20 protein-coding genes and 1 pseudogene are annotated in these 19887 nt (G+C 68.9%); 10 read left to right on the forward strand and 11 right to left on the reverse strand.

All coding sequences use genetic code 11. The annotated features are described in order from the left end of the window. Position 1: 1 nt before the first annotated feature. The 3 genes from LXT23_RS26145 to LXT23_RS26155 all read right to left on the reverse strand — a co-directional run bounded on the left by LXT23_RS26145 (position 2) and on the right by LXT23_RS26155 (position 2155). Complete coding sequence (locus LXT23_RS26145) at positions 2-616, reverse strand: tRNA-uridine aminocarboxypropyltransferase (RefSeq protein ID WP_253983014.1); 615 nt, start codon at positions 614-616, stop codon at positions 2-4. After that, positions 613-1161 carry a hypothetical protein gene (locus LXT23_RS26150; protein ID WP_163998408.1) on the reverse strand — a complete coding sequence of 183 codons (549 nt, stop codon included), beginning with the start codon at positions 1159-1161 and terminating at the stop codon, positions 613-615. Before LXT23_RS26150 ends, LXT23_RS26145 begins: the two co-directional genes overlap by 4 nt. A 115-nt stretch (positions 1162-1276) precedes the next feature. Further along, entirely contained in the window at positions 1277-2155 is an 879-nt protein-coding gene (locus tag LXT23_RS26155; RefSeq protein WP_253983015.1) for a DMT family transporter, read from the reverse strand. A gap of 129 nt (positions 2156-2284) precedes the next feature. Between LXT23_RS26155 and LXT23_RS26160 the strand changes: the two genes are divergently transcribed. The 3 genes from LXT23_RS26160 to LXT23_RS26170 all read left to right on the forward strand — a co-directional run bounded on the left by LXT23_RS26160 (position 2285) and on the right by LXT23_RS26170 (position 5384). Then, complete coding sequence (locus LXT23_RS26160) at positions 2285-3190, forward strand: sugar phosphate isomerase/epimerase family protein (protein WP_253983016.1); 906 nt, start codon at positions 2285-2287, stop codon at positions 3188-3190. A 193-nt stretch (positions 3191-3383) separates the two neighbouring features. Then, positions 3384-3842, forward strand: a complete 459-nt coding sequence (locus LXT23_RS26165; protein ID WP_253983017.1) for a dirigent protein — start codon at positions 3384-3386, stop codon at positions 3840-3842. A gap of 906 nt (positions 3843-4748) precedes the next feature. Next, positions 4749-5384 (forward strand): hypothetical protein, encoded by a 636-nt coding sequence (locus LXT23_RS26170; protein WP_253983018.1) that lies wholly within the window; start codon positions 4749-4751, stop codon positions 5382-5384. Positions 5385-5713: 329 nt separating this feature from the next. Here LXT23_RS26170 and LXT23_RS26175 read toward each other — a convergent pair whose 3' ends face one another. From LXT23_RS26175 to LXT23_RS26200, 6 genes are all read right to left on the reverse strand, one after another. Continuing rightward, complete coding sequence (locus LXT23_RS26175; protein WP_253983019.1) at positions 5714-6253, reverse strand: GNAT family N-acetyltransferase; 540 nt, start codon at positions 6251-6253, stop codon at positions 5714-5716. A 95-nt stretch (positions 6254-6348) separates the two neighbouring features. Further along, positions 6349-6843, reverse strand: coding sequence for a hypothetical protein (locus tag LXT23_RS26180; RefSeq protein WP_253983020.1), 495 nt, complete (start codon positions 6841-6843; stop codon positions 6349-6351). Positions 6844-6846: 3 nt separating this feature from the next. Continuing rightward, positions 6847-8268 (reverse strand): serine/threonine protein kinase, encoded by a 1422-nt coding sequence (locus LXT23_RS26185; protein ID WP_253983021.1) that lies wholly within the window; start codon positions 8266-8268, stop codon positions 6847-6849. Positions 8269-8459: 191 nt separating this feature from the next. Next, on the reverse strand, positions 8460-9272 hold the full coding sequence (locus tag LXT23_RS26190; RefSeq protein WP_253983022.1) for a lipoate--protein ligase family protein: 813 nt from the start codon (positions 9270-9272) through the stop codon (positions 8460-8462). Between the two features lie 219 nt (positions 9273-9491). Continuing rightward, on the reverse strand, positions 9492-10913 hold the full coding sequence (locus LXT23_RS26195) for a serine/threonine protein kinase (protein WP_253983023.1): 1422 nt from the start codon (positions 10911-10913) through the stop codon (positions 9492-9494). A gap of 133 nt (positions 10914-11046) precedes the next feature. Next, positions 11047-11739, reverse strand: coding sequence for a RibD family protein (locus LXT23_RS26200; RefSeq protein WP_253983024.1), 693 nt, complete (start codon positions 11737-11739; stop codon positions 11047-11049). A gap of 258 nt (positions 11740-11997) precedes the next feature. On the opposite strand from LXT23_RS26200, the gene LXT23_RS26205 reads away from it, so the two are divergent. After that, positions 11998-14451: a CBM96 family carbohydrate-binding protein gene (locus LXT23_RS26205; RefSeq protein ID WP_253983025.1), complete on the forward strand. Its 2454-nt coding sequence runs from the start codon at positions 11998-12000 to the stop codon at positions 14449-14451. Positions 14452-14497: 46 nt separating this feature from the next. On the opposite strand, the gene LXT23_RS26210 is transcribed toward LXT23_RS26205, so the two are convergent. Then, a complete protein-coding gene (locus LXT23_RS26210) occupies positions 14498-15019 on the reverse strand; it encodes a DUF4112 domain-containing protein (RefSeq protein ID WP_253983026.1) in 522 nt (173 codons plus the stop codon). Between the two features lie 254 nt (positions 15020-15273). Between LXT23_RS26210 and LXT23_RS50885 the strand changes: the two are divergent. The 5 genes and pseudogenes from LXT23_RS50885 to LXT23_RS26230 form a co-directional block, all read left to right on the forward strand. Beyond that, positions 15274-15605, forward strand: a pseudogene (locus LXT23_RS50885) (DUF6310 domain-containing protein); the annotation flags it as partial. A gap of 32 nt (positions 15606-15637) precedes the next feature. Beyond that, a complete protein-coding gene (locus LXT23_RS26220) occupies positions 15638-15784 on the forward strand; it encodes a hypothetical protein (protein WP_253983156.1) in 147 nt (48 codons plus the stop codon). Continuing rightward, a complete protein-coding gene (locus tag LXT23_RS26225; protein ID WP_253983027.1) occupies positions 15781-16545 on the forward strand; it encodes a DUF5953 family protein in 765 nt (254 codons plus the stop codon). The genes LXT23_RS26220 and LXT23_RS26225 overlap by 4 nt, the downstream gene beginning before the upstream one ends. Positions 16546-16731: 186 nt before the next feature. Beyond that, positions 16732-17130, forward strand: coding sequence for a GFA family protein (locus LXT23_RS50705; protein ID WP_456106252.1), 399 nt, complete (start codon positions 16732-16734; stop codon positions 17128-17130). Between the two features lie 110 nt (positions 17131-17240). Continuing rightward, positions 17241-18416 carry an FAD-dependent monooxygenase gene (locus tag LXT23_RS26230; protein ID WP_253983028.1) on the forward strand — a complete coding sequence of 392 codons (1176 nt, stop codon included), beginning with the start codon at positions 17241-17243 and terminating at the stop codon, positions 18414-18416. 92 nt (positions 18417-18508) lie between these two features. Here the strand turns inward: LXT23_RS26230 and LXT23_RS26235 are convergent, their stop codons facing one another. Beyond that, a complete protein-coding gene (locus LXT23_RS26235; RefSeq protein WP_253983029.1) occupies positions 18509-19129 on the reverse strand; it encodes a winged helix-turn-helix transcriptional regulator in 621 nt (206 codons plus the stop codon). A 92-nt stretch (positions 19130-19221) separates the two neighbouring features. Here LXT23_RS26235 and LXT23_RS26240 point away from each other — a divergent pair, with 92 nt between their 5' ends. Next, entirely contained in the window at positions 19222-19782 is a 561-nt protein-coding gene (locus LXT23_RS26240; RefSeq protein WP_253983030.1) for a dihydrofolate reductase family protein, read from the forward strand. The last annotated feature ends 105 nt before the right edge of the window (positions 19783-19887 follow it).

Below are 19887 nucleotides of genomic sequence, written 5' to 3' on the forward strand. Positions count from 1 at the left end.
CTCAGTCTCCGTCGTCCTCGTCGCAGCCGGGCATGGCGAGCCGGCCGCGGCTCATCATCACCCGGTCAATCATCACCTCGTGCAGCGCATAGAGGGGGCGGGCCACGTCCTCGCCCTCCAGGTGCGCCAGCGCGCCGGCGATGGCCTCCAGGGTGGACATGCCGTCCGGGTGCGGCGGACGGCGCAGGCGGCGGGTGTCCGGCAGGGGCGGCGGCAGCTTCAGCCCCGGCAGCCTGCGCAGGGCGGGAACCCGCTGCACCATGCGCCGTGCCTGGCCCCAGCTCCCGTCCAGGACGATGAGCCGCGCTGGCAGCGGCGCGTCCGGCGCGGGGGACTGCTGCGCGTCCGGGAAGAGCAGCCAGGTGCCGGGCGCGTCCAGCACCGAGGCGTCGAACGGCACGCCCGGCGAGCCGTAGGAGACGATGCGGCAGCGGGGCAGGGCGAGCGCCGCCATGCGCGCGGTGTTGGTCGACTTCAGCGTCTCCTTGTGGTGGCGGATGACGACCAGCTCCGTGCGCGTGGGGAGGCAGGGAAGCTCGGCGCACAGACACAGGAGGGTGGGCAGGAAGCAGCGCGGGCAGCGGCCAGCGAGGTCCTCGGGGGTTCTAGACCTCATTTCCCCTGACGATAGCGCTCCATCAGGGTGCGCGCCTCGCGCAGCTTCTCCTCGACGAAGCGGTCGTCCGCGTCCGGCTCGTAGTCCGCGTCGGGCAGGTCGAGGTGGAAGAGGGCGGACAGGCTCGTGGGGGCCACCTCCAGCCACTCGGCGGTGCGGTTGAGCGCGGCCTGGCGGCGGCCGGCGAACGTCTCGGGGCCGTCCTCGGGGCCACAGCGGCAGATGCGGGCCGAGTCACCCGACACGTCCACGTAGAGGCCCAGCACCTCAGCATCCAGCTCCGCGGCGAGCGCGCAGGTGGCCTCGCTGACGTAGGCCGCCATGGCCTGCGCGGCGGAGCGCTCCGTGAGCGAGCGGACGAGGAACACCTGCCACCCCGCCTCGGTGAGCGGACCGGCTTCCTGCAGCGGCGCCAGCTCCGCGGGCGGTGCCTGGATGCGCGAGAGCAACCGCCGCACGGGCGCCTCCAGCCGCTCGAGCCGGGCGCTCGAAGCCGGGCAGAAGAAGACCACGCGGTACTCACGGCTGTCAGCTGCGGTTTCCATAGGCATACGGCGTCGCCAGGAACTGAAGGACTACTGTGAGGGTGTCTCTGCTCGGCGGGGCCCAAGAGGACCAAAGGAGTCCCCGCGCATGCAAGGGGGGAATTGGGTGGACGGTTCAGGGCGCGGGGGCCACCTGGGGCTCCGACGCTGGAAGGATGAGCACGGGCGCCCGGCGCTCGGCGGCGACCCAGGCTCCCGCCACCAACACCAGCACGCCTCCCGCCATGCCCACCGGCGTCAGCGCCTCCGCGAAGACGGCCCAGCCCACCACCGAGGCCGTGAGGGGCTCCAGGTACGTGAGGGCGCCCACGGCGGCGGTGGGGACGCGTCGCAGGCCCGCGTTGAAGAGGATGTTTCCAATGAGGCCGCACACCAACCCACCGGCGAGGACGCGGAGTGCGGCTCCGTCCAGCGCGGGGGGTAGGGCCTCGCCGCCGAAGTAGAGCAGCAACATGGCGACGGAGATGGGCGCGTGCAGCGAGGTGACGGCGAGCGGCGAGTACGCGCGCGCGGCTTCCTTGGCGCCCAGGATGGTGGCCGCGCAGAAGATGGCGCTCCCGGCGCCCAGGGCCGCCGTCCGTCCGGAGAAGCCGCTCCCGGGCTGGAGGACGAGCATCGCCAGGCCGAGCAGCGTCACGGGAACGCCCACCAGCGCCCGTGTCGAGCGTTGCTCGCCCAGCACCCAGGGGGCCGTCACCGCCAGCAGCAGCGGGGTGAGGTAGTGCGTCAGCACGGCCACCGAGACGGGGCCGTTTCGCATCGCCGCGAAGAAGAGGGCCACGTTGGCCGCGTCCGCCACGCCAATCACCGCGAGCGCCGCCGTCGCGCGCCTGTCGCGCAGGGCCTCGCGACGCAGCAGGAAGGGGGCCGGCAGCGACATGGCCGCGAGCACCAGCAGTGCATTCTGCGGCCCTGTCAGCCCCGCGGGACGCAGGAAGAGCGCCCAGCACCCCCAGAGGGTGGCCCCGGCCGCGACCATGGCGAAGTACCGCACCGCGTGACTCCTGGTAACACCGGCGCACCCCAAGGCTCCGGCGAGGCGTAGCGTACACCAGTCACCGCGGGCGTGTGGTTTCCCCCGGTCCTGCTCGCCGCTGCTGCGCGCGTTGCTAGGGTCGCGACCATGCCGCTCCGTCAGCACCGTGCCCTGCTCGCGAGTCTCGTGGCCAGCCTGCTCACCCTCGCCTGTGGTGAGGAGCGCACGGGCACGCTCCCCAATCCGTTCGGGGCCTTCAACTTCACGCTCGAGTCCCGCACTCCCGCCGACCAGGTCGGGCTGCTCGACGCGTACGGGTACGAAGGGATGGTGTTGTTCTGGCCCGGGGAGGAAGGCTTCAACGCCTTCGCCGCCACGCAGCAGGTGCGCGGTGGCACGTTCCGCATGCGCGCGGTGCTCCTCGACTTCCACTTCGAGCCGGACTGGAACCGCGCCGAGCTCGACAGCCTGCTCGCTACGCTCGCGCCGCACGGCACGGACCTCTGGCTCATCCTCGGCAACCCCGCGAGCCGGCACGAGGCGAGGGTCTCCGCGGTGCGGGAGCTGACCTCCATGGCCACTGCGCGAGGCGTCCGCGTGGTGCTGTATCCCCACGAGGGGGCCGGGGTGGCCACCGCCGAGGAGTCGCTTGCGCTCATCGACGCAGTGGGCCTGCCGGAGCTCCAGACGTCGCTCCACCTCTGCCACGAGCTCAAGGCAGGCCATCGGGACCGGCTCGCGGAGGTCATCACCGCCGCGGCGCCCCGGCTCGCGCTCGCCAGCATCCATGGCGCATCGCGGGACACGAGCGCTCCGGGCTGGTCCACGACCATCATGCCGCTGGACCGGGGCGACCTCGATGTGCAGAACCAGTACCTGCTGCCCCTGGCGCGCGCTGGCTACACAGGGCCCATCCTCCTGCACACCTTCGGAATCGAGGAGTCCCCGGAGGCGCACTTCCGGCGCTCACTCGAGGCGTGGCGGAGGATGGAGCGCGCGGTGGCGGCGGAGCTGGTGCCCGCGACGGCTGACGCGTCAGTAACACGTCAGTGACACGGCAGGGACGTGTGTCCGACGGTGCGCGTCTGCTGGAGCAGTTGGAACTGCCTCCCAGGCGAACCTCTTCTCCTCGCATCGCGAGCCGGCTTCAGCTGGCACGGCGCCTGCTTTGGTGCCTGAGCATTCGGCAGCACCAAGGCGAGCCTCGACCGCCATTCAAGAAGAGCCAATCCCAGGGAGAAACACGATGCGCAAGCTGAGCCTCATAGCCGTTCTCACTGTTCCCGCCGCCACGCAGATGCTGGGCTGTTCCAGCGCCCACGCGGAGGAAACCAACACGCTGTTCACCATCGCGGATGCCCGCAGTGGCATTGCCTCACCGGTGGACCTTGGAGCGCCAGGAGACTCGCCGGGTGACATGTTCGTCTTCGACCAGCCCTTGCTGAACGAGGCCCGGGAGACCATTGGCTCCAACAGCGGCTATTGCATCCGGACGCTGCCTGGCCAGTTCAGCGAGTGCCAGTGGACGCTCACCATGGCCGACGGCACCATCACCGTCGCGGGCCGCGAGGCGGAGACTGGCACCTCGCTCGTACCCATCATCGGTGGCACGGGTGACTATGTGGGAGTGCGTGGCGTGCTGAGCACCACTCCCAATGGGGACAGGACGTTCACCCAGGTGCTCACCCTGCACAGGATGCGCTAGGCCCTGCCTGATGGATGCGTGCACGCCGATTGTTGCCTCCCAGCGGAGGCGTGCTGGCGTGATGCGCAACGCGTTGAACGAGCGGCAGTGGAGGGCGCTTGAGCCCCTGCTGCCGCGAAAGGGCCGGGTCGGGGTCTCGAAGACGCAGCGGCCCGCGGCGCTGAAGCTTCCGAAAACGAGTCGGGAATCAACGACGTGTCAGCCGCCCGGCGGAGTCGGGGCGTGCACAATCCAGCGTCGGAGGAATCACCCCGCTAGGTTGCCAATGGTCTATCGTGAACCCGCACTGACAACGCTGCCAGGCCTTCGCCACCCTGCAGCGTCGCCCCACACACTCGCCACTGCCGTGTCCGGTAGCCCCGATAGATCAACATGAATGAGGCTGACTTTCACCGCTGGCTGGCTGAGACCTACATGACGGGGCGAGGAACCCGGATGAATCTCCGGGCGCGGACTTCGCGCGTGTCCAACTGCCGAACAGTTGAGCGGTATGAGGGAGACCTCGACCATCATTTTGAGCGCGATGGCCTGGAGTTACTCCTGCAGCGACTGGAGTATTCGACGAAGGACGCACGAGCAGGGAGACCGCTCCGCCACGGGATACCAATTGATGGGGATAAGTACACCGGCACGGCGACGCTCCGTCATGCGGTCACGCTCTACAAGCAGTTCAGGGCTGGCAATGAGCGACTCATGGCTCGTCCGACGGGCCTCCTACCGCCGCAGCCAGGCCGGACGGCACACCCTCTCCCGGCCGGCTGGCCGGCCTGGCCACAGCCCAGCGAGGCCGACGTACTCCAGCTCGCCCGAATAGCTATACCCCTTGTTCGTTACCTTCACCCCGATATCGTCCGTGCGGTTGTCGAGGACACCGCGCAGCATCGAGAGGATTGGTCAAGTGCGCTGTTGGCACGGGGAATCGATCCGGAAATCTATCTCTGGGATGGCTCGCCATGTGTGTTTCCGGGGGTACGCCGCTACGCAGGCAGTCGCGAGGTGGCGGCATACCGCGGGCACACTTCCCTCCAGGCGGAAGTGCCGACAGGTGCCCTCCGCCTCGACGACAACGATTACCCGAAGCAGCTCTGGTCCTTTGTGTTTCGGGGCTCGAAGTTCGCCAAACATGGCCCACAAGGCTATTCCCTGGCCCACTTGGCTGATCACAAGCAGCACGGGAACCGTGCGTCTGACGAGTTTGAGCGCACCTCGCCATCGACGCCCACTCGACCACTCTTCGGCCTGTACACCAGCGCCGCCAATACCGTGTATGTCCCATGCAATCTGATCCGCCCTACAGATTTTGCGGGGGCTCTCCGGAACCTCTTGATCCGCCGCGCGCAGAACCTCTACGGCTCGTTTTGCCGCCTGCTCCCAGTCGAATATTCCATCCCGGCGGCCTCGTCTGAAACATGGGAGCTGGACCAGTTCACATGGGCTGAGCCTGTCGGCACCTCTGCGCACATTCGGGAGTTCCTAGTCTTCCGGCGCGCCGAGGTGACAAGCATCCTCAGTCCGCTGCCCGCACCGGCCGCGTTCCGTTGAACCATTGGTATGCCCGAGCATGGCCTGAGCACAATCATGGGAGGGTTCTCGAAGGCTATTGGGTAGATGTTGGCCACCCCATCAGTTGGAAGGACAGAGACAAGCCTGTGGCAACCGATAGCCAGTCATGAATATGTCCAATAGGGCGGGCCGGGGCTCTCGATCGCTGGGCTCTCTTTTCGTGGCTTAGGTTCTGCCCTTGTTTGGGAGAGCAGAAATGGCCGGATTTTCACGCCCGAAGCGAAGGCGGCGTGGAGTCTCAGAAGGTTTACCCGGAACGGTTGCGCACCTGCTCCGGAAGAGGTGGCGCTCGGGAGGATGCAGCGGGGTCAGCGGGCCCCGGGGACGCGCTCGAACATGCGCGTCGGCTCCCCCTTGTACGTGCCGGGCGCGAGCTCACGGAAGCCGCACTTGCTCGCGACCTTGGTGGACGCCGTGTTCTCCGGGGCGATGATGCACACCACGCGCTCCGGGCCGAACCGTTGCTCGGCCCACGCCAGCACCGCGCGCACCGCCTCCGTGGCGTACCCCTTCCCGTGCGCCTCCGGCATGAGCACCCAGCCGGCTTCCTTCGCGCCTGCGAACGACGGCTGGATGTCCCTCCGGAAGTCCGCGAGCCCCACCTCGCCGACGAACCGGCCCGTGGCCTTCTCGCGCACCACCCAGAACCCGAACCCCAGCACGTCCCAGTGGCCCACGTAGCGCAGCAGCCGGGACCAGCACTCCTCGCGCGTGAACGGCTTGCCGCCGATGTAGCGGGTGACCTCCGGGTTTCCCCACAGCGCGAAGGACTCCTCGAAGTCCTCGAGGCGATGGCCACGCAGCGTGAGGCGCTCGGTGTCGATGGCGGGGATGACGGTGGCGGGCATGGACTTCACTCCTGTGGGCGGTACTCGCCAGATGGGTGACACCTGGACTGTGACATGCCCGGACTGCTTGGGCAGTCATTCCTGGAGGGACGCCTTCAATCCCTGCTGGAGGTCCGCTGGTTTCTCCGGGCACGCAGGAACGTGAGCATGGCGTCCTTGTCGCCCGTGGCCAGCACGTACGGCGTCCCGGGGGCAATGCGGCCCTTCCTTGCCGCGACACCTTCCACGGCGAGCTGGGCGTTGGTGAGCTGGATGCCCGCTCCGCCCCCGCCCAGCACGAGCGGCGCCCCCATCTTGAGGTCGAGCACCACCACCCACCGCCGGGCGGGGCGTGGCTCGGACATGTCCACCACCACGAAGTCACCGGCGAAGCGGCGCTGGTCGCAGCGGTAGACCCACAGGTTGCGCTTGCGGCCGAGCAGCTCGCGCACGAACGGCTTCTCGTCGCTCTTCAGCGCATAGCGCTCGGATAGCAGGGCGGCGGTGGCGAGCGAATGTCCTTCCTCCTTCGCGAGCAGCAAGGCCCATGGGTTGGCATGCCCGAGCAGCTCGAGGGTGACGGGCAGGACGATGGGGGGCTCGCGGGGCATCTGTCAGAGGCCGCCATCTCGAGCTGCGGGGCTCGAGGTGGCCGGACGTTGGGGTGGGAAGACGGGGGTGTAGCAGGCTCCCCGGTATACGTAGTCACCGCTCGCGTCACAGTCCTTCGCCTCGATGGCGAGCTTCCTCCAGCATCCACCATTGATGGCGGTGTACGTCCGATGGGGACAGCGGCCCGTGGCATCTGGCCGGGTCTGCCCTGGCAGGGGCTTCGGTGGAACGTCCACGGCGATGACCGACCAGGCGGACGGAGCACGTACCGGGGCGACCGGGGCCGTCAGCGCGGTGTCTCCGACGGCCGCGGTGCCACCGTCCATTGACTCCTCATGCACCGAGGCGTGGACCTCCGCGGAATCCTTTGAGGTGGGCCTGCTCAGCAGCCATACGGCTCCGAGCGCGAGCGATGCTCCCAGGCTTGCCCCTACGCGCCTGGGGCGCCAGCGCTTGTGCTGGACGCGAGGAAGGGGCCGCGCATCGTTGGTGACAGGCACCTCCCGGAGGAAGAGCGGCTCATCCGCCTCCGGCTCCGCGCGCCGCGCCGCACCCTCCAGCGCCACCGCGAGCTCACGGGCAGAGCCACGCGCTTCCGGCGTGGTGGCGAGCATTCGCGAGATGAGCTCACTCAGCTCCTCGCTGCAGCGTCTGTTGCGCGCACGCGGCGTTGGAGGAAGAACTCCCTCCAGGTACCAGCGGCGTGAGGCCTCGTCCGTCGCGTCCATCGAGAGGGGATAGTCATCTGCTACCAGCCGGTATGCAGTCATTCCCAGTGCGAAGACATCGTCCGGGGGCCCTGGCGCATAGGGTACCGACATGTCTCCCTGGCGGAGAAGCACGTGCCTCCAGGCTTCTGGTGAGCGGTAGGTCGGCGTGCCGGGAGGAAACGGCGGCGGGGTCAGCGTGGAGGCCCCGAGGAAGTGGCCGGAGCCGAAGTCGGTGAGGAAGACGCGGCCGTCGGAGTGGCGCACCAGCACGTTGTCGCCCTTGACGTCGCGGTGGACGCCTCCCGCCGCATGAGTGGCCTCCAGCGCCCGCGCCAGGAGCGCGAGAAGCCTCAGGACCTGACGTGAAGTCGGCGGGTTCGCACTGGCCCAGGTATACAGCGACGTGCCCTCCACCAGCTCCATGGCGAGGTAGGGGTAGCGTGTGCCCCTCGCATCCTTCCAGTCCCCGGAGTCCCACAGGCGGGGGACGGCCGGGTGGTCGACACGGGACAGGAGCTCCTCCTCACGCGGGAAGCGGGCATCGCGAGGGTAGAGGGCCAGCTTGAGGGCGACGGGGCTGGGGGCATCGGGCTCGCTGCTCACGGCCAGGTAGACGGCCCCGTAGGTGCCCATGCCCATGCGGCTGACGACGCGCCAGGGACCGACCTGGGTGCCCGGAGGAAGACGCGCCGGATTCAGGGGGGCAGAGTCCATGAGGTGCCTCGCGAAATGGCGGGGTGTCCGCCCATGCGTAGGCTACTCGGGGAGTAGGCCGAAGTCAGCGCTATCCCCCGGGTTCACGCGTCAGTCCCGCTTCCTCCTTGCTTCGCCTCACCGCCTGGCACCGGCGGCTGCGGGCTTCCGGCCCGGAGGTGCCGACATGATCGTGCGAAGCTCCGTGACCATCAGAGGGCGTCGCGCGTCCACTCCTCGCGGCCGTAGCGCTCCGTGACGAGCGCCTCCGCGCGAGCGCGCACCTGTGGCGCAATCGAGATCGTGGTCCACTGCGCGCCGAGGCTCTGGGTGAAGCCCTGCTTCAGTGCCTCCGCGGTTTCGGCGTGGCTCACCTCGCGGCCGGCGGCTTCCTTCAGGTCCACCATCGCCGCGCGCAGCCGCTCCGGCTCCAGGCCGAAGAGGCGCGCGTGCAGGGCGTAGTCCGTCACCAGGGGCAGTGCGCCGTGCTGCATGAAGGCGCCGCGCTGCCGGCGCTGGGCGCTGCCCACGAGCTTGCGCCCGTGGACCTTGAGCTCCTTGAGGGCCGGGGTGAGGAAGCACGCGCCGGTGGCCGGGTTGCGCTCGGGCCGGGACGGCTCCAGGTCGGCGTGGACGCCGAAGCGGCTCGCGAGCCCCGCGGCGATGGCCTCCGACAGCAGCGTGTAGTTCTGCTCGATGCTGTCGGTGAACGGCTCGCCCACGCGGGCGACGAAGCTGTACGTGAGCTCACCGTGGTGCAACACGCCCGAGCCGCCCGTCACCCGGCGCACCAGCTCCAGCCCGTGCTCCTTCGCCGCGGCGGCGTCGACGCTCCCATACGACTGCGTGCGCCCGAGGCTGAGGCAGCCGGGTGTGAAGACATACAGGCGCAGGGTAGGGACGAAGTCCGCCCGCGCACAGGCGTCCTCCAGCAGCGCCTCGTCGAGCGCCATCTGCCATGCCCCCGGCGACTCTTCGAGGGGCTCGATGACATTCCACTCGCGGCGGGCTTCGGACGGAGTCATGGGCGCATCCTCTCCGCTTCGGAGTGGAACGCAATGCCCGCTGCATCCTTCGCGAGGCGCAATGCCCAGGGCACGGAGTGCCCGACCAACTGGATGGCGACGGGGGCTTGCAAGGCATGCATGGAAGAGGTGGCTGCGCTGGCGCAATGCCTTCGGGGCCAGGCAGGTCCGAGGGAGGACGAGCGAGGCAAGACGACGTTGCCATCCTACCCCCGGTCGTCATGGGTGGTCATCTTGAGTCGCCGGCCCCGAAGTCGCGGGGCGTGGGGGCGGGTAGACGGGGGTGTAGCAAGCCCCCCTGTATACGTAGTTACCAGTCTCGTCACAGTCCGTCGGCGCGATGGCCAGCTTTCTCCAGCATCCACCGTTGATGACGAGGTGCGTCCGGTGGGGACAACGGCCCGTGGCATCTGGCCGGGTCTGTCCTGGCACGAGCTTCGGTGGACTGTCCACGGAGATGGCCGACCAGGTGGACGGGGCCCGCACGGGGGCCACTGGAGCCGTCAGCGCGGTGTCTCCGACGGCCACGGTGCCACCATCCCTTGACTCCTCAGACTCAGAGGCGCTGGCCTCGGCGGGCTCCTGTGCCGAAGGACTGCTCAGCATCCATCCAACGCCCAAAGCGAGTGACGCTGCCAGGCCGGCACCCACAATCCTGACACGCCAGCCTGCGGGCGGGGCTCGAATGCGTGGCGGCACGCCGTCGGTTGCAGGCGTCTGCCGGAGGAAGAGCGGCTCATCGGCCTCCGGCCCCGCGCGTCGAGCAGCCCGCTCCAGCGCCACCGCGAGCTCTCGAGCCGTACCGCGCGCCTCTGGGGTGGGGGAGAGCATCCGCGACACGAGGGCGCTCAGTTCCTCGCAGCAGCGCGCGTTGTGCGCACGCGGTGACGGAGGCGCAGTGCCCTCCAGGTACCAGCGGCGCGAGGCGTCGTCCGCCGCATCCACCGAGAAAGGGTAGTCCTCCGTGACGACGCGCCAGGCGGTGACGCCCAGCCCGAAGACGTCATCCGCGGGCCCGGGTGCATAGGGCACGGACATGTCTCCCTGGCGGAGAAGCACGTGCCGCCAGGCCTCCGGCGAGCGATACGAAGGCGTCCCCGGGGGAAACGGCGGCGGGGTCAGCGTGGCGGCCCCGATGAAGTGCCCGGAGCCGAAGTCGGTGAGGAAGACACGGCCGTCGGAGTGCCGCACCAGCACGTTGTCGCCCTTGACGTCGCGGTGCACGCCTCCCGCCGCATGTGTCGCCTCCAGCGCTCGTGCCAGCACGGCGAGAAGCCGGAGCAGCTGACGGGAGGAGGGCTGGTACGCACTGGCCCAGGCGTACAGCGACACGCCTTCCACCCACTCCATGGCGAGGTAGGGGTAGCGCGTGCCCCTCGCGTCCTTCCAGGACCCGGAGCCCCACAGGCGGGGGACGGCCGGGTGGTCGACACGGGACAGGAGCTCCTCCTCACGCGGGAAGCGGGCATCGCGAGGGTAGAGGGCCAGCTTGAGGGCGACGGGGCTCGGGGCATCGGGCTCGATGCCCACGGCCAGGTAGGCGGCCCCATAGGTGCTCATGCCCATGCGGCTGACCACGCGCCAGGGACCGACCTGGGTGCCCGGAGGAAGACACGCCGGATTCAGGGGGCCAGAGTCCATGAGGTGCCTCGTGCGGTGGCGGTGTGTCCGCCCACGCGGAGGCTACTCGGGGAGTAGGCCGAAGTCAGCACTATCCCCCAGGTTCATGCGTCCATCCCGCTGCCGCCGTACGGCGGTCCACGGGACAAGCCTCTCAGCGCTTCACGCGGTACCGCAGCCAGAGCAGGTCACCCTTTCGCCGCCGCATGGAGATGAGCTCCAGCGGTCGAGCCACGGCGCGTCCCTCCTTCGCGTCGAAGAGCGACGGGGTGCCGATGCCGCCGTCCGCGACGGGCACAAGCAGCAGGCTCAGCTCGTCGATGAGGTCCGCGGCCAGGAAGGAGCCGTTGATCTTCCCGCCTCCTTCCAGCAGCAGCTTCTGGATGCCGAACTCCCGGGCGAGCTTCTGGAGCACCCGCTTCAGGTTCAACGTCTTTGCACCGCCGAACAGATAGGACACGCCCCGCTGCTGGAGGAAGGCCAGGTAGTCATCGGAGACCTCCTCGGTCAGCACGGTGATGACGTGCTCCTCGTCGATGGAGCCCGACTTCCAGGTGAGCTTGCCGGACGGGTCCAGCGCGATGGCGTAGGACTCCGCGTCGCGCTTCGCGATGAAGTCCTTCCGGGGAATCGGCTCCGTGGACTTGCGCTTCGGGACCTTCGACTTCCCGGCGTAGGGCTCCATGGAGACCCGGCCAATCATCCACGCATCCGCGCCAAACGTCCTGGCCGCACGCTCGTACTCGGCCGAGGCCTCGTCCTGGAGGTTCCAGCTCTTCGTCACGATGCGCCCGTCGACCGAGGGCACCATGTGGCAGATCACATATGGCCGCGCTGCTTTGTTCATCGCTCGTCTCCGCTCCAGACCCATGACGCCGTCGACCATGTCACAGGCCTGGAGCCTGCGCGGCGGAAGTGGCGCACCGGTGCCACAGGAGTGGGAAGTGCTTGCCCATTCCTGCCCATCGATTCTCCGGTAGCGCACCCGCGCGTGCCTGTCATGGCGTGCGGGACGTCCAGCAGTCCACGTCCCATGGTCCCCGTGCGCTGGTTTCTTCCTTGCTAGCGACAGTGCGTGGCAGGGGCATCATGCGAGGGGGCCTTCGTGGGACGTGGAGTGGATGGCGGGAAGTCACGACTGGGATGGGGCGCGCTGGTGGCGGGGATGCTGGCGCTGGTGGGCTGCGGCGGAGCGCTCGAAGCCGGCGACGTGGATGAGCGGCCACGCGCGCAGGCTCGACAGGCGGTGGATGGGACGTATGTCTTCAACGTGCTCTCGGACGCCACCGTGGACGTGCGCGAGCCGGACACGAACTTCGGCTCCGCGACACGGCTGACGGTGGATGGCTCGCCCGAGCGGCGCACGTACCTGCGCTTCCATGTTTCGGGGCTCGAGGGCCAGCGGGTGAAGCGCGCCACGCTGCGCATGTACGCGACCGACCCCAGCACGGACGGGCCGGCGGTCTACGCCTCGGCGCATGACTGGAACTTCCGCAACATCACCTGGAACAACGCCCCGCCTCCGCGCGGGCCCGTGCTGGCGGACGTGGGCGCGGTGGCGGACAGCGCCTTCACCGACTGGGACGTGACGGCGTGGGTGCAGGGCATGGGGGACTACGGCTTCGTGCTCGTCTCCACCACCGATGACGGTGTCGTCTTCCTGTCGGACAACGGGACGGGCGACGAGCGCGACCCCCAGCTCGTGCTGGAGCTGGAGCCCTGCGCCACGCCGCGCCCGGCCGTCTTCGAGCCCGAACTGGACACGACGGTGGCGGAGGCCACGCCGGACACGGGGGAGCCGAACCATGCCCTGCTCGTGGCGGACGGCTCGCCGCGCAGCGAGGCCTGGCTGTTCTTCCGAGTGGCCACGGACCGGCCCATCCGGAATGCACGCCTTCGCCTGCACGTGCGCGATGGCTCGTCGGACGGCCCGGCGCTCCATCGCGTCTCGTCGTCCTGGGCGGGTGGCGCCGTCACCTGGAACACCCGGCCGGCGCTGGAGGGCGCGCCGCTGGCGGACCTGGGCGCGGTGCGGACGGGCTCCTGGGTGGAGCTGGACGTGAGCAGCGCGGTGACGGGGCCTGGGACGTACGGCTTTGCCCTGGTGCCCACGAGCGGTGACGGTATGGACTTCACCTCGCGCGAGGGCGCGGCGGGCTTCCGGCCCGAGCTGGTGCTCTCCCTGGACGCGCCGTCCTGCGCCTACGCGGGTGACGGCATCGGCGGCACCGTGGCGTGGACGCGTCAGATTGGTGGAGGCGGGGACGAGGAGCTGCGCGCCATGGCTCCGGACGGCAGCGGCGGCTACGTGGTGCTCGGTGAGTTCTGGGCGCGTGGCAGCAGCCTCCCGGCAGACTACGGCACGGGCCCGCTGCCGAATGGGTACGGCATGGCGCTGGCGCGCTACCGGGCGGACAGCACGCCCGTCTGGACGCGGGCCTTCCCCGGGCAGGGGCTGTCGGCCACCGCTGTCGCCGTCGCCGGAGATGGGAGCATCTTCGTGGCGGGCGCCTACTACGGGCCACTGGACCTGGGGGCCGGGGCGCTGCCTCCCGTGGAGCCCGGCGCGACGAACCTCTTCGTCGCGCGGTTCTCTTCGAACGGCCAGACGCTGTGGAGCCGGGGCTTCGCGGCGACGCGCGGAGGCGTTGCCGGGCGCGCGTTCCCCTACGCGGTGGCGGTGGATGCCCAGGGCGAGGTGGCGGTGACGGGAGCCTTCGTCGGGCTGCTGGACCTGGGCGGAGGGGTGCTCGTCTCCGGCCCCGGGGCGTCCGGAGCGGGCGAGTCGATGGACGGCCTGTTCCTGGCCCGCTTCCGCGCGGACGGCTCGCACCGGTGGTCGAAGGCCGTCCCGAGCGGCATGACGGAAGTCACCGTGGGACAGGTGCTCGCCATGGACCGCGAAGGAGGCGTCGTGGTGGGCGGCATGCTGGCGGGAGGCACGGATCTTGGGAGTGGCGCGGTGGCCGGGACCTCGCTCTTCGTGGCGCGGTACTCCAGCGCCGGTGCGCTCCTCTGGCAGCGGGTGCTGTCGGGGGCCGCGGGCTCGATGGCGGGCCTGGGCGTGTCCGGTGACCGGGTCTTCTTCGCCGGGCAGTTCCAGGGTGCCTTCACGTTCGGCGGGCAGGCGTACACGCAGGTGGCCAGCGGAGACTTCTACCAGCCGGACTACGACGTCTTCCTGGGGGCGGTGAGCCTGGCGGGCGGGGACGTGTGGCTGCGGCACCTGGGCACGTCGGGCGCGGAGTTCTCCTACGCGCTGTCGGTGGGGCCGGAGGGGCAGGTGGTGCTGGTGGGCGCACTGAGCCGGCCCATGGACTTCGGCTCCGCTTCGCTGGGCACGGGGACGAACTTCGTCGGCGCCTTCAGCTCCGAGGGAGCGGTCCGCTGGGTGCGCTCCTTCGGCCGGGTGCCGCTGGAGGAGGCCGCCGTGCTGAGCACGGGGGAGGTGCTCACCGGCATGCGCTTCAGTCAGCCGGAGCGGTTGACGATTGACGGGAGCGAGTACGAGCAGGTGAACGCGTCGCAGGACTTCCTGCTGCTGAAGCTGCGGCCGTAGCAGTCCGGGACCGGCCCTGCCCGCGCACTGCGTGGGCAGGTGCCCCCTAACTTCCGCCTCCGGTGAAGAAGCCGCCGAAGGCGACGAGAAAGGCGAAGGTGAGCGCAATTCCTGCTCCGACCATGAGGACGAGCGCGAGCAGCACGCCCACCACCCACAGCGTGGAGGCGCGGCGCGTCTGGTGAGGCGAGTCCAGGTGCTGCTCCAGGAGGCGCACGTTGCGCAGGTTGGCCTTGAAGCCCGCGTCGAAGAGGTCGCCGACCAGGGGCACCGCGCCCACCAGCACCTCGATGCCCACGTTGCCGAGCATCCGTCCCAGCACCGCGGGCGGCGCACCCAGCCGCGCGGCCTGGAGCACGACGTAGGCGGACATCAGTCCTCCGGCCGCGTCGCCCACGCCCGGAATCAGGCCGAGCACCGCGTCCCAGCCCACCCGCACTCCGAAGGGCAGCGGGATGGAGGCGTCCAGCGTGTGTGACAGCCAGCGCAGCTGTTCGAGCGACTTCGCGTCGCGCGTGGCGAGGGCCGGCGGGGGCGTGGTCCTGGGGATGGGAGGGGAGGGGGGCATCAGGTATCAGCGGGCGTAGCGTGGAGGAGCCGGCGGCGAGTCTAGCCCACCGGGCGCGCCCATGCTCCGGGCCTCGTCCTTCCACGTGGGTTGTCCCCGGCGCAGCCACACCGTGAGCCCGATGGCGAGCCCCACGGTGGTTGAGTCTGCTCCTGACGAGGAGGCGCGTATTCTCCAGGGGCTGAATCGGTTCCTGACGAACCGGCTTGGGACCAGGTGCGCAAGCGCGTTGGCTCGACTGAAAAGACGTAGCCATGCGACTTGGCGCCTGCGCCGCACTCATCCCCTTCCTCTCTGCGTGCGCCACGAGCGCGCCGAGCCCGAGAGAGTCGGCGTCCCGGAATCCGAGGATCGCCAACCTCCAGCGAGCGGCGACGCTGCCGTTGAGGGACGGAGGGCGTTGCGCCGTCAACGAAGCTTCCAACCATGGCCCATGCTGGCGGAGCGGTGCTTTCAGGCGCTCGACCATGACCGCATCCGGTTCAATGACCCTACGGGACGCTGCGCGGTCGCCTCTGCGGGCGCGGCTGCCTTGGGAATCGGACTCTGTGTCCTGGTGGCGCCGGAGATTGTTGTGGGCGCAGTGACTTTCTCCGAGGTCAGGTGATCAGAGATCAGGTGCCGAAGATACGGATTGAACGCGCCCTCGCTCTGGCCTGCGGATTTGACTTCCAAGTCGGTGTGCGCAGCGCATCAAGAGGCGCTGGAAGTTACGGCCCCGGATCTCAAGGGCCTTATCGTCGTCATGGACTGGTGCTGAGATGATAGCCAAACGAAAAATCACCCTCATCGTCTATGCACCTGCGCTTGTGGAGAGCGACAACCGCCCTGTGGCCGTGGTTCATGGGATGGAGCGTTCATTCCCTGGTCTGCGCCTGGAGTGGAAGGTTTCCGAAGACGGGCGCCCCATCGCATTGTCTCAGCGCGACGTGTGGCTCGCAGAAGAAATCAAAGACGGCGGTTTCCCTCTCGTATGCAACGGTGACGAGAGCTACCCCGTGATGATTTCCGGATGGGAACTACCAGCGGGCAGTTCGCCGGGTGGTCAGGCACAATTTGAAGTCCATGCGGAGCTGCCACTGGACGCAGGAGGGGGCGCGGCGGTGAAGGATGTGCTGGAGGCCGTCGCGGAAAGCGCACGCGCGTATTGGGGGCATGCGACGCCGTTCAGGGCAAGCGTGGACATCGCGCGCCAAACACGCGATTCGGTTCACAAGCCAGGGGTCCCGCCCCGGGGGCTGCCAGCACTCAAGCTGCCAGAGAAGATCAGCTCGCCTGAGATTCCGCATCGCCTGGGTTGGCTGAACTACTGGTCGGCCGCTGCCGCGCGGGCCATCGGGTTCCCGGACCCTGCGCGCGACGCCGAGTTGTTGTCGCGGGCGCGGCGCACGGCATCGGGCGGCTGGGTCGTGCGGCTCACCGACGCGCCGCTCGACCTGGACAACCCCGCCCATCTGGAAGCGCTCCTGCGCGCTTATGATCGCTTCCCGGAGATTGGCGGACGTGGCCATCGCGCGCCGCCTTGAGGCATCCCTCCTGACTCGGGACGGAGTCATCACTGAGTGGGCGGAGGCTACCGGAGGCGTTGAGGTGGCCTGGTAGGTTCTGCTTGCGGCTGAATGGGTGTTCAGGCATACCTCATTGGCAGCGAAGGAAGCGTTCAAATCAGCCGCCGGGCGTCGTCGATTGCCCGTCCACAAGACGAGAGAAACATGATCAACGGGAGTTGTTGCTGCGGAGCGATCAAATTCGAACTGATAAATCCGCCAAGCATGATGGGCACCTGTCACTGCTCTCGATGCAGGAAGGTTGGCGCCAGCACCCTTGTCTTCGTGAAGAAGGACGACTTCCGTTGGATTCAAGGACAAGAATTTGTTGCGCGCTATGAGCCAGAAGCTCCGTACAAACACAGTCGGACATTCTGCAAGCAATGTGGCACCTCTTTGGGCGAGGCTGGGTCACAGCAGGACTCATTCCCAATATCGGCCAATTGCTTGGATGCCGATCCCCTGGTCCGGAACACGTTCCATGTGTTTGTGGCTAGCAAGCCCGCGTGGTACGAAATCTGCGATTCTGCAAAGCAGTTCCAGGAATATCCGACTAGCGGATGACCGCGCCTGAGTGTGCGGCATCCTCTTGGTGCTGAAGACGGAGCTTGCCCCGGCTTCGTGAGGCAGACTTACTCCTCGCCCGTCCTCGATGCATGGGAGGGGAGGGTCACATGCAATCACGCGGAGTCATCATCATCGGCGGGGGATTGGGTGGGCTGTGTGCAGCCATCGCGCTCCGTCAGGCGGGTCTCGAGGTCGCGGTGTACGAGCGAGCCGAGGCCTGGCGGCCCGTCGGCGCCGGGCTCTCACTCTGGCCGAACGCGATGCGGGCCTTCGAGGCGCTGGGGCTGAGTCGGGAGGTGGCAGGGGCGGGGGCCGCCTGGCGCGAGACGGTGATGCACCGGTGGGATGGCAAGGTGCTCTCTCGCCTCCCCATGGACGAGCTGTGTCGGGAGCTGGGCCAGCCGACGGTGGTGGTGCTCCGCTCGGAGCTCCAGCAGGTGCTGCTGCGGGCGCTCGGGCCGGGCGTGGTGCACCTGGGGGCCGCCTGCACGGGCTTTGACGTGGAGGATGGGGGCGGCGTCCGCGTCACCTTCGTCGGTGGCCAGCAGGTGCGGGGCGACTGTCTCATCGGCGCGGACGGACTGCGCTCGGCTGTCCGCCAGCAACTGCTCCCGGACGTGCGCTCGCGGTACGGCGGCCGGACGTCCTGGCGCGGAGTCGTCAACGTCGCCTCCGAGGTGATTCCGGAGGGGACCCAGTTCGAGATCTACGGTCCGGGTGCCCGCTTCGGCATCTGTCACCTCGGTCGAGGCTCGGAAGGCACGCGGCGGATGTACTGGTTCCTGCTGTCGCCCGCGCCCGAGGGTGGCCGGGATGCGGAAGGGAGCCACCGGGAGGTGGTGCTGAACCAGGTCCGGGGTTGGATGGAGCCCGTCGAATCGCTGGTCCGAGCCACGCTGGAAGCCGACATCCTTCGCACCGACATCCACTACCTGGAGCCGCTGCCGAAATGGGGCGAGGGCCCCGTCACGCTCCTGGGCGACTCGGCGCACGCGATGGTGACCGACATGGCCCAGGGGGCGTGCCAGGCCATCGAGGATGCCCTGGTGCTGGCGAAGCTCCTGCGCGAGGAGCCGGACCGGGTCCGGGCGCTGCGGACCTACGAGTCGAAGCGCCGGCCTCGCACAGCACGGGTCTCGGAGCTGAGCCTGAAAGCGGGGGCCATCCGGTACGTCCGCAACCCGGTGGCGCGGTGGGCGAGAGACCTGCTGCTGCAGGCCCTGCCTCCCTCCGTGGCGCTCCGCCAGCTCCGCTCCGTGGTGGGCTACGACTTCCTGGCGTAGCCCCACGGCGGTGGGCATCCCGCAGGGGCATCGCTTCCCTCATGCCGCGCAACCCTGTCGAGGGGAAGGGCGGGTGCAGCGGCGCCACGCGCTCAGTCCATGGGCGGACGGGAGAAGAGACGGAAGAACGCGCGAGCCACCCGCTTATCCCCCTGGAGCTCGACCGGAGCACCGTCGAGCGCCAGGTCGCCGAAGACCAGCGCGCGCAAGGTCGCAGCATCAGTGGTGATGACAGCATCCGGCTTGCGAGGCGCCCCACGGATGATGGCGAGGGCTCCCGCGTCGACCTCGGCAGAGAAGCGCTCCTCGCCGAGCCGAAGCTCGTAGGTGGCCGACAGCCCGGCGGCACGCTCGACCACGAAGGTCGCTTCGAGCGCGACCAGCAGGGCGTCCACGCTCATGGGCCCCTTGGGCCGCAGCGACGAGCGGGCTCCCCAGCGACCGAGCTGGAGGAGGAGGGGATGGAGCTCCCGGCCCCAGTCCGTCAGCTCGTAGGTGGGCGCGCCCACCTTCTGACGGCGGATGACCCCGCCGCTCTCCAGCTCGCGCAGTCGCTGGGACAGGACATTCGGGCTCGCTCCGACGAGGCCGGCCTTCAGGTCCGTGAACCGCTTCGGCCCGAGGACGAGCTCGCGGACGATGAGCAGCGCCCAGCGCTCGCCAATGAGGTCGAGCGCCCGCGCAATACCGCAGGGGTCTTCGTAGCTGCGCATGCCCCTTCATGTAACCCCGCCCCCGTGAACTTGCAAAGCAGGACTGTTTGGTCCTAATTTAGGACCAAGTTGCCTGCACAAGGAGGAGTGGGATGCGCAAGCTGAGCGTCTTCAACAATGTCTCGCTGGATGGCTACTTCGTGGACGGAAGCGGCGACATGAGCTGGGCCCACAAGCAGGATGCCGAGTGGAACGCCTTCTCCGCGGAGAATGCGAGAGGCGGCGGTGCGCTCGTCCTCGGCCGGGTGACGTACGAGATGATGGCGGGTTTCTGGCCGACCCCCGCGGCCCTCGCGCTCAGCCCCGCAGTGGCCGAGAGAATGAACAACATGCCCAAAGTCGTGTTCTCGCGGACGCTCGAGACTGCGTCGTGGAAGAACACGCGGCTGATGAAGGGCGACCTGGTGTCGGAGATGCGGAAGCTGAAGGCGGAGCCCGGACCCGAGATGACCATCCTGGGAAGCGGCTCCATCGTCGCCCAGCTCGCCGAAGCGGGCCTGGTGGACGACTACCAGCTCGTCCTGCAGCCCATCGTGCTGGGCAGTGGCCGGACCCTGTTCCAGGGCGTCCAGCGACGGCTGGGGCTGACCCTCGAGAAGACCCGGTCCTTCAGCAACGGCAACGTCGTGCTCTGGTACAAGCCGGCCGCGTAGGGGCGCGCCGCGGGCGCACACGTCCGCACGTCAGCGGCAGGGCAGGAGCAGAGCGGCAGAGGAGGGGCGCTGACGGGTGGAGCCTCGGCTGAACGCCAGCTCGGT

It is taken from the genome of Pyxidicoccus xibeiensis, from assembly GCF_024198175.1.
Classification (GTDB): domain Bacteria; phylum Myxococcota; class Myxococcia; order Myxococcales; family Myxococcaceae; genus Myxococcus; species Myxococcus xibeiensis.

Bases quoted from the DNA above. Each gene is read 5' to 3' on its own strand.
- LXT23_RS26145 (WP_253983014.1), bottom strand. From the start codon at position 616: ATGAGGTCTAGAACCCCCGAGGACCTCGCTGGCCGCTGCCCGCGCTGC.
- LXT23_RS26150 (WP_163998408.1), bottom strand. From the start codon at position 1,161: ATGGAAACCGCAGCTGACAGCCGTGAGTACCGCGTGGTCTTCTTCTGC.
- LXT23_RS26160 (WP_253983016.1), top strand. From the start codon at position 2,285: ATGCCGCTCCGTCAGCACCGTGCCCTGCTCGCGAGTCTCGTGGCCAGC.
- LXT23_RS26165 (WP_253983017.1), top strand. From the start codon at position 3,384: ATGCGCAAGCTGAGCCTCATAGCCGTTCTCACTGTTCCCGCCGCCACG.
- LXT23_RS26175 (WP_253983019.1), bottom strand. From the start codon at position 6,253: ATGCCCGCCACCGTCATCCCCGCCATCGACACCGAGCGCCTCACGCTG.
- LXT23_RS26180 (WP_253983020.1), bottom strand. From the start codon at position 6,843: ATGCCCCGCGAGCCCCCCATCGTCCTGCCCGTCACCCTCGAGCTGCTC.
- LXT23_RS26185 (WP_253983021.1), bottom strand. From the start codon at position 8,268: ATGGACTCTGCCCCCCTGAATCCGGCGCGTCTTCCTCCGGGCACCCAG.
- LXT23_RS26190 (WP_253983022.1), bottom strand. From the start codon at position 9,272: ATGACTCCGTCCGAAGCCCGCCGCGAGTGGAATGTCATCGAGCCCCTC.
- LXT23_RS26195 (WP_253983023.1), bottom strand. From the start codon at position 10,913: ATGGACTCTGGCCCCCTGAATCCGGCGTGTCTTCCTCCGGGCACCCAG.
- LXT23_RS26200 (WP_253983024.1), bottom strand. From the start codon at position 11,739: ATGAACAAAGCAGCGCGGCCATATGTGATCTGCCACATGGTGCCCTCG.
- LXT23_RS26210 (WP_253983026.1), bottom strand. From the start codon at position 15,019: ATGCCCCCCTCCCCTCCCATCCCCAGGACCACGCCCCCGCCGGCCCTC.
- LXT23_RS26225 (WP_253983027.1), top strand. From the start codon at position 15,781: ATGATAGCCAAACGAAAAATCACCCTCATCGTCTATGCACCTGCGCTT.
- LXT23_RS50705 (WP_456106252.1), top strand. From the start codon at position 16,732: ATGATCAACGGGAGTTGTTGCTGCGGAGCGATCAAATTCGAACTGATA.
- LXT23_RS26230 (WP_253983028.1), top strand. From the start codon at position 17,241: ATGCAATCACGCGGAGTCATCATCATCGGCGGGGGATTGGGTGGGCTG.
- LXT23_RS26235 (WP_253983029.1), bottom strand. From the start codon at position 19,129: ATGCGCAGCTACGAAGACCCCTGCGGTATTGCGCGGGCGCTCGACCTC.
- LXT23_RS26240 (WP_253983030.1), top strand. From the start codon at position 19,222: ATGCGCAAGCTGAGCGTCTTCAACAATGTCTCGCTGGATGGCTACTTC.